7 protein-coding genes are annotated in these 7,715 nt (G+C 70.5%); all 7 read left to right on the top strand.

The genetic code is table 11. The features are described 5' to 3' along the window. The first annotated feature begins 666 nt into the window (after positions 1 to 666). The 7 genes from ABD54_RS24175 (at position 667) to phzG (ending at position 7,652) form a co-directional block, all read left to right on the top strand. Positions 667 to 1,563, top strand: a complete 897-nt coding sequence (locus tag ABD54_RS24175) for a winged helix-turn-helix transcriptional regulator (protein ID WP_053063648.1) — start codon at positions 667 to 669, stop codon at positions 1,561 to 1,563. 73 nt (positions 1,564 to 1,636) lie between these two features. Continuing rightward, positions 1,637 to 2,125 carry a PhzA/PhzB family protein gene (locus ABD54_RS24170; RefSeq protein ID WP_013156016.1) on the top strand — a complete coding sequence of 163 codons (489 nt, stop codon included), beginning with the start codon at positions 1,637 to 1,639 and terminating at the stop codon, positions 2,123 to 2,125. A 73-nt stretch (positions 2,126 to 2,198) separates the two neighbouring features. Further along, positions 2,199 to 3,374: a 3-deoxy-7-phosphoheptulonate synthase gene (locus ABD54_RS24165; protein WP_047871840.1), complete on the top strand. Its 1,176-nt coding sequence runs from the start codon at positions 2,199 to 2,201 to the stop codon at positions 3,372 to 3,374. A gap of 29 nt (positions 3,375 to 3,403) precedes the next feature. Next, positions 3,404 to 4,027, top strand: a complete 624-nt coding sequence (locus tag ABD54_RS24160; RefSeq protein ID WP_047871839.1) for an isochorismatase family protein — start codon at positions 3,404 to 3,406, stop codon at positions 4,025 to 4,027. After that, positions 4,024 to 5,946 carry an anthranilate synthase family protein gene (locus ABD54_RS24155; protein ID WP_047871838.1) on the top strand — a complete coding sequence of 641 codons (1,923 nt, stop codon included), beginning with the start codon at positions 4,024 to 4,026 and terminating at the stop codon, positions 5,944 to 5,946. Before ABD54_RS24160 ends, ABD54_RS24155 begins: the two co-directional genes overlap by 4 nt. After that, positions 5,943 to 6,809, top strand: coding sequence for a PhzF family phenazine biosynthesis protein (locus ABD54_RS24150; RefSeq protein ID WP_047871837.1), 867 nt, complete (start codon positions 5,943 to 5,945; stop codon positions 6,807 to 6,809). The genes ABD54_RS24155 and ABD54_RS24150 overlap by 4 nt, the downstream gene beginning before the upstream one ends. 204 nt (positions 6,810 to 7,013) lie before the next feature. Further along, positions 7,014 to 7,652, top strand: coding sequence for a phenazine biosynthesis FMN-dependent oxidase PhzG (gene phzG, locus ABD54_RS24145; RefSeq protein ID WP_047871836.1), 639 nt, complete (start codon positions 7,014 to 7,016; stop codon positions 7,650 to 7,652). Positions 7,653 to 7,715 lie beyond the last annotated feature (63 nt).

Here is a 7,715-nt window from a genome sequence, read left to right as displayed (position 1 = left end):
GGGAGAAGGTGACCGGAGCCGGGGGAGGGGGTGACCGGCCGCGCGGGGCGCCGCCGGTCCGCGGCCCCGTCCAAAGGGAACGGGGTCCGTGGAAGTACGCCATTTCCGTGGAGTCGCGCCGTGTCACGAAAGGTAACGCGGAGCGTTCATCCGGAGAAAAAGCAAGGAACCGACCGTGTTTCTCGGATTGTCCGCGCGACCCGTGCCCGTGCACGCGTTCCTGCCCGTGCTTGACGCCGTCGCCCCAGTTCACAAGGGCCCGGGCGCATTCCCTTCCGCCGCCGCCGGGAGATGGGAAGGTCTCCGGTTTCCCCGTCCCAGCCGTGCTCAGGCCGCTTTCACCTGGGGTTTTCCTGGCAGCCCGCCCCGGCCCCGTTTTTTCACCGCTGTCCGGTTGCGGACAGCTTCGCGCTGGCGCTGCTGCTGGTCTCAATCTAGTCTGAAACCGGTTGTGATCCCCTCTGGAGAGTCCACCCTGCTCGCATGCCCTTCACGAAGGGAAATTTCACTGTGCCTGCCCGAACCATGCCATCCGACCCTGGACTGGGGGAGGGTCAGAGAAATGACGGGGACCTACTCCCAGAGGTGGCTGACATACTCAGGGATCTGCCCCAGGGAATTGTTCCGATCTCGGACCTCGCCCCTTCCCTTTCTCCGCGTGAGAAGATGGAGGACCCGGCCCACGCCCGTGTGATCGCGGAAATGGGAAGCGGCGTCGAACCCATCCTCGTCCACCGCCGCACCATGCGCGTGATCGACGGAGTGCACCGTATCCGTGCCGCGCGCATGAGGGGGAAGACCGAGATCAGAGCCCGTTTCTTCGACGGCAGCGACGAGGACGCCTTCGTCCTCGCGGTGCAGCTCAACGTGGGGCACGGGCTTCCGCTGACCCTGAGCGAACGCAGGACCTCCGCCCAGCGCATCGTCCTGTCCCATCCGCACTGGTCCGACCGGGCCATCGCGAGGAGGGCCGGACTGAACGCCAAGACGGTGGCCAGGCTCCGCCGGGAGGCGGGCGAGGAGGGCTCCGCCGCGGAGAGCAGGGTGGGCATGGACGGAAGGGCCAGGCCGCTCAGCAGCGTCGAGGGCCGGCGCAGCGCCGCGGCCATCCTCGCCGAGAACCCCGAGATCTCGCTGCGTGAGGTGTCCAGGAAGAGCGGCCTGTCAGTGGGCACGGTCCGGGACGTCCGCAAGCGCGTCGACCAGGGCCAGGACCCCATCCCGGAGCGCTTCCGCCGCAACGGCGGGGAGCGCGCACCCGTGTCCGTCGCGGTCCGCGAGCCTGACCGCAGGCCCCGGATCACCGAGTCCACGGCGGTCGGCGAGACCGCGGCGGCCGTCCGCAAGCTCGCCCGGGACCCCTCCCTGCGTGCCACCGAAGCCGGTCGGACCCTGCTGCGCATGCTGGCGATCACCGAGGTCGGACGCTCGCAGTGGGACGAGATCGTCAAGACGATCCCCGAGCACTGGCTGCCCCTCGTCCGCGCCATCGTCCTCCAGCGCTCCCAGGAGCTGCGGGAGCTCGCCTACCTGGTGCCCGGTGAGGACGCGGACTCGGGCTGAGGCCCGCCCGGCGCCCCCAGCGTTTCCCGCAGGAAGTATTCGAAACAGAAATGGAAAGGCCAGGTCGTTTGCCATGCCCGAAAACTTTGAGTTTCCCGCCGACGGTGACGAGGCCGCGATCCGGAAACACAACCGCGACGTGGTGGAAACATACATGAACACGAGGGGGCAGGATCGGCTGAAGCGTCACCTCCTCTTCACCGAAGAAGGTGTGGGAGGGCTCTGGACCAATGACACCGGAGAGCCTATCGTCATCCGTGGCCGGAATCGCCTCGCCGAGCACGCGGTCTGGTCGCTGAAATGCTTCCCCGATTGGGTCTGGACCAATATCCAGATCTTCGAGACGCAGGACCCCAACTTCTTCTGGGTGGAATGCGACGGAGAGGGAGCCATCCGTTTCGAGGGTTACCCCGAGGGTCACTACACGAACCACTTCCTGCACTCCTTCCGTTTCGAGGAGGGGAAGATCGCGCAGCAGAGGGAGTTCATGAACCCCTTCGACCAGTTGCGGGCCCTGGGTATCCCCGTGCCCACGATCAGGCGTGAGGGAATCCCGACCTGACCCCGAGGGCTGGTTCGGATTCAGCTCGGGCTGTCGATTCCGGCACGCACACAGAACCGATCAATGGAGACGCGTGGACAACGTGATGCCCGACATCGAGACCAGAACCGCCCTGCAACAGCCCGAATGGAGCGACACATCCCAGGTCCGGAGGGTGGCCGACGTGCTGTCCTCCCGGCCCGCCCTCGTCAGGGCGGAGGACGTGCTGGCCCTGCGCTCGCTCCTGGCCGACGTGGCCCTCGGCCGGTCCCTGGTCGTCCAGGCCGGGGACTGCGCCGAGGACCCGGAGGAGTCCAGCGCGAGGCACGTCAGCAGCAAGGCCGCGTTGCTCGACATGCTGGCCGGAGCCCTCAGGATGATCACCCACAAGCCAGTCCTGCGGGCGGGCCGCATCGGCGGTCAGTTCGCCAAACCCCGCTCCAGCCCCACGGAGAAGGTCGGCGAACTGGTGCTGCCGGTGTTCCGCGGCCACCTGGTCAACGGTCCCGAGCCGACGCCGGAGAGCAGGAAGGCCGACCCGCTGCGCCTGCTCACCGGTTACATGGCCGCGGGCGACGTGATGGAGCACCTCGGCTGGCGCGGATCGTTCACCCGGCCCGCCGGAGACCCGCCGCTGTGGACGAGCCACGAGGCACTGGTCCTGGACTACGAGTTGCCCATGCTGCGGCAGACCGCGAAGGCGGACAGGCCGGTGCTCGGCTCCACCCACTGGCCCTGGATCGGTGAGCGCACCCGCCAGATCGAGGGAGCGCACGTCGCCCTGCTGGCCGAGGTCGCCAACCCGGTGGCCTGCAAGGTCGGACCGGCCATGGCCGAGGACGAGCTGCTCGCCCTCTGCGAGCGGCTGGACCCCCGGCGCGAGCCGGGCCGCCTGACGCTGATCGCCCGGATGGGGGCCGACCGGGTCGCCGACCGGCTGCCGCCGCTCGTCGAGGCCGTGGCCGAGGCGGGACACCCCGTGATCTGGCTGTGCGACCCCATGCACGGCAACACGGTCCGGACCCCGGAGGGCCACAAGACCCGGGTCGTGGAGGACCTCAGGAGAGAGGTCCGCGGCTTCGTCCGCGCGGTCGAGTCCGCGGGGGGAGTCCCCGGCGGACTGCACCTGGAGACCACCCCCGACGACGTGACCGAGTGCGTGACCGACACGAGCGGTTTCCCTCGGGTCGGCGAGCGCTACACGACCTTCTGCGACCCCCGCCTCACCCTCTGGCAGGCGGTCTCGGTGATCTCCGCCTGGAGCGACTGACCCGTAGGAACCGATCGGAAAGGACGAACATGCCCGGTATCCCCGCCATCGAGCCCTACGCGCTCCCGGCCGCTGGCGACCTCCCCGAGAACACCGCCCGGTGGGTGCCCGACCCCTCCCGCGCTGTCCTCCTCGTCCACGACATGCAGCGCTTCTTCCTCAAACCCTTCCCCGAACAGGTGCGCGACGAACTGGTCGGCAACATCGCCCTCCTGCGCGAGCGCGGCGCCCGGCTCGGCGTCCCCGTCGGTTACACGGCCCAGCCGGGCAGCATGAGCGACGAGCAGCGCGGCCTCCTCAAGGACTTCTGGGGGCCGGGCATGCGCAGGTCCCCCGAGGACAGGCTCGTGGTGGACGAACTGGCCCCCTCGCCCGACGACTGGATGTTCACCAAGCTCAGGTACAGCGCGTTCCACAAGTCGGACCTGCTGGAGCGGATGCGGGCCGCCGGGCGCGACCAGCTCGTGGTCTGCGGCGTTTACGCGCACGTCGGGGTCCTGATGACGGCGGTCGAGGCCTACACGAACGACATCCAGACCTTCCTGGTCGCCGACGCCGTCGCGGACTTCAACGCCGACTACCACCGCATGGCCGTCCGGTACGCCGCCGAGCGCTGCGCGGTCGTGCTGCCGGCCAAGGAGGTGTTCGCGTGAACGCGCCGGACACGGCGCCACGGGCCGGGGCGGAGGGGGACGGACTCCTGCGCTCCGTCCTGGGGACGGAGCGGCCGCCCCCCTTCGCCCTGCTCGTGCGCTCCGGCGGCGACGGGCCCGGCCGCGTGGACGTGCTGACCGGAGAGGTGTCCGCCGTCCCGGAGACCGCCGACATCCCCCTGCCCGACCTGACCGGGAGGGGCGGGGGCGCGGAGCGCCACGACCTGCTGGCCCTCATCCCCTACCGGCAGATCACCGAGCGCGGCTTCGGCTGCAACGACGACGAGGCGCCCCTCCTCGTCATGACGGTCACCGGCCAGGAGACGCTGCCGGTCTCCCATGCCCTGGACCTCATCCCCGACCTGCCCGTCGCCCTGTCCGGCGGCCGCTTCGACGTCGGCGACGAGGACTACGCCGAGACCGTCCGCAGGGTGGTCAAGGAGGTGATCGGGGAGGGCGAGGGCGCGAACTTCGTGATCAGGCGCTCCTTCGTCGCCGACATCGGGGAGTACACCCCGCACAAGGCCCTGGCCGTCTTCCGCCGACTGCTCCGGGTCGAGGTGGGCGCCTACTGGACCTTCGTCGTCCACACCGGCGACCGGACCTTCGTCGGCGCCACGCCCGAGCGCCACGTCACCCTCCGGCGGGGGATCGCCACCATGAACCCCATCAGCGGCACCTACCGCTATCCCCCCTCGGGCCCCTCGCTGCCCGAGGTCATGGACTTCCTCGCCAACCAGAAGGAGTCGGACGAGCTCTACATGGTCCTGGACGAGGAGCTCAAGATGATGACGCGCATCTGCGAGCCGGGCGTGCACGTGTCGGGGCCCCACCTCAAGCAGATGGCGCGGCTCGCCCACACCGAGTACTTCATCGAGGGGGAGACCCGCCGCGACGTCCGCGACATCCTCCGGGAGACGATGTTCGCCCCCACCGTCACCGGCAGCCCGCTGGAGAACGCCTGCCGCGTCATCCAGAACTACGAGACGGGCGGGCGCGGCTACTACAGCGGCGTCCTGGCCCTCGTCGGGAGCGACGCGTCCGGCGAGCGGACCCTGGACTCGTCGATCCTCATCCGCACCGCCGACATCGACGACCGGGGAGGGATGTCCATCGGCGTCGGCTCCACCCTCGTCCGCCACTCCGACCCCGTGTCGGAGGTGGCCGAGACCCACGCCAAGGCCGCCGGACTCCTCGCGGCGGTCGAGAGCGGCGGGGCCGGGAGCCTGGACACCCACCCCGACATCCGCGACGCCCTGGTCAGGCGCAACGCGAACATCGCCGACTTCTGGCTGCTGGGCGAGGACCACCGGGGCGGCGGCGCGGAGTTCCCCGGGCTGGCCGGGTGCCGGACGCTGATCGTCGACGCGGAGGACACCTTCACGTCGATGCTCGACCACCAGTGCCGCGACATGGGCATGTCCGTCACGGTCGTGCGCCACGACCAGGTCCCCTCCTTCGACGGCTACGACTTCGTCGTGCTCGGCCCCGGTCCGGGCGACCCGCGCGACCCAGTCCACCCCAAGATGGCCAACGTGCGGGCGGCGGCGCGGGCCCTGCTGGCCGAACGCAGGCCCTTCCTGGCGGTCTGCCTGAGCCACCAGATCCTCAGCGCTGGGCTCGGGTTCGAGATCCGGCGGCGCCCCTCGCCCAACCAGGGCGTGCAGAAGGAGGTCGACCTCTTCGGCGACCGCCAGCGCGTGGGCTTCTACAACACCTTCGCGGCCTGGTCGGAGGCGGACGCGGTCGAGGTGGACGGCGTCGGCGCGGTGGAGGTCTGCCGCGACCCCGCCTCGGGGGAGGTGCACGCCCTGCGGGGGCCGCGCTTCTCCTCCCTCCAGTTCCACGCCGAGTCCGTTCTCACCCAGAACGGCCCCCACATCCTCGGTTCGTTCATAGGAAGGACGTTGAACGCATGAGCGGCAGTCCGGCGCTCCTGGAAAGGGCGCACTCCTACGTCGTCGTCGACGCGTTCACCGACAAGCCCCTGGCGGGCAACCCCGTCGCGGTCTTCTTCGGGGCCGAGGACCTCTCGGCCCCGCGCATGCAGAGCATCGCCCGGGAGATGAACCTGTCGGAGGTGACGTTCGTGCTGCCCCCCAAGCAGGGCGGCGACGCGCACATCCGCATCTTCACACCGGTCAACGAGCTGCCCTTCGCGGGGCACCCCCTCCTTGGCACCGCGGTCGCCCTCGGCGACTCCGCGGAGAAGGACCGGCTCCGGCTGGAGACGGCCATGGGGATCGTGGACTTCGACCTCGAACGCGTGGGCGGCAGGGTGGTCGCCGCCGCGATGGAGCAGCCGATCCCGACCTGGGAGCCGTTCGACCGGGTCGATGAGCTGCTCGCCGCCCTCGGGGTGCCCGAACCGGAGACCCCCGTCGAGATCTACACCAACGGCCCCCGGCACGTCTTCGTCGGCCTGCGGAGCATCCCGGCGCTGTCCGAGGTCAACCCCGACCACCGCGCCCTGGCCGCCTTCCCCGACATGGCGACCAACTGCTTCGCCGGTTACGGGACGCACTGGCGCAGCCGCATGTTCTCCCCCGCCTACGGGGTGGTCGAGGACGCGGCGACCGGGTCCGCCGCGGGGCCGCTCGCCATCCACGTCGCCCGCCACGGCCACGCCCAGTACGGCCAGTGGATCGACATCCACCAGGGCGTGGAGATCGGGCGGCACTCGCTGATGCGGGCCCGTGCCAGGGGCAACGGCGACCGTGTCACCGAGGTCCGGGTCAAGGGCAGCGGCGTCACCGTCGCCAGCGGGACCATCTACGTCTAGGCGGTGTTTTTTTGGACCTCCGCTTCGCTTCGGTCCGTGTCCGGGCGCCCGGAGAACGGGAACCTTCGGCGCCTACGGCGGGTTCGCCCGTTCCCCGAGAACCCGCCTCCGGCCCCTCCAGAACCCCGTGGGCGCCCGAACCAACCCCCCCCACCGGCTGAGACCGCTTCGAAAAACAGACCCTAGACAGTCGCGGGAGTACGTGTGAGCAGCAGGTTCGAGACCCTGACCGGTGAGATGGAAGGGGGCTTCCCCGAGTACGAGACGCCTCCGGCCGCCCCCATGGGGCTGGTCGGGCGGTGGGTCGACGCGGCCAGGGAGAGGAAGGTGAGGGAACCGCTGTCCCTGGCGCTGGCCACGGCGGACGCCAAGGGCCGCGCCTCCAACCGGATGGTCGCCGTCATCGACGTGTCGGACCGGGGCCTGGTCTTCACCACCCACAGCTCCAGTCAGAAGGGCCGGGAGATCGCGGCCACCGGCTGGGCCTCCGGGCTGTTGTACTGGCGCGAGACCGCCCAGCAGGTGATCGTCTCCGGGCCGGTGGAGCCGCTGCCCGAGGCGGAGTCGGACCGGCTCTGGGCCGCCCGGCCGCCGCAGCTCTACCCGATGACGACGGCCTCCCGGCAGAGCGAGCCCCTCGACGACGCGCCCGGCCTCCTCGAACGGGCCCGGAGGCTGGCGGAGGAGGGCGGCCACTCCCTGCCCAGACCCGAGCGGTTCGTCGGCTACCGCCTCGAACCGGACACGGTCGAGTTCTGGGCCGCCGACCGCGAACGGCTGCACCGCAGGCTGCGCTACGACCGCACCCCGGACGGCTGGGAGGTCGTGCGGCTCCAGCCCTGAGCCGTCCCCCGCCGTCCCGCCGCGTCCCCCGAAGTCCCTCCGAACGGCGCGGGCCCCTCACCC

It is taken from the genome of Nocardiopsis sp. RV163 (assembly GCF_001029525.1).
Classification (GTDB): Bacteria; Actinomycetota; Actinomycetes; order Streptosporangiales; family Streptosporangiaceae; genus Nocardiopsis; species Nocardiopsis dassonvillei.
The sequence above is the reverse complement of the archived record's forward strand: the minus strand, read 5'-3'. Positions and strand labels throughout refer to the sequence as shown.

Excerpts from the sequence above, each read along its gene's own strand:
- ABD54_RS24150 (WP_047871837.1), top strand. The coding sequence starts at position 5,943 with ATGAGCGGCAGTCCGGCGCTCCTGGAAAGGGCGCACTCCTACGTCGTC.
- ABD54_RS24160 (WP_047871839.1), top strand. The coding sequence starts at position 3,404 with ATGCCCGGTATCCCCGCCATCGAGCCCTACGCGCTCCCGGCCGCTGGC.
- ABD54_RS24170 (WP_013156016.1), top strand. The coding sequence starts at position 1,637 with ATGCCCGAAAACTTTGAGTTTCCCGCCGACGGTGACGAGGCCGCGATC.
- ABD54_RS24175 (WP_053063648.1), top strand. The coding sequence starts at position 667 with ATGGAGGACCCGGCCCACGCCCGTGTGATCGCGGAAATGGGAAGCGGC.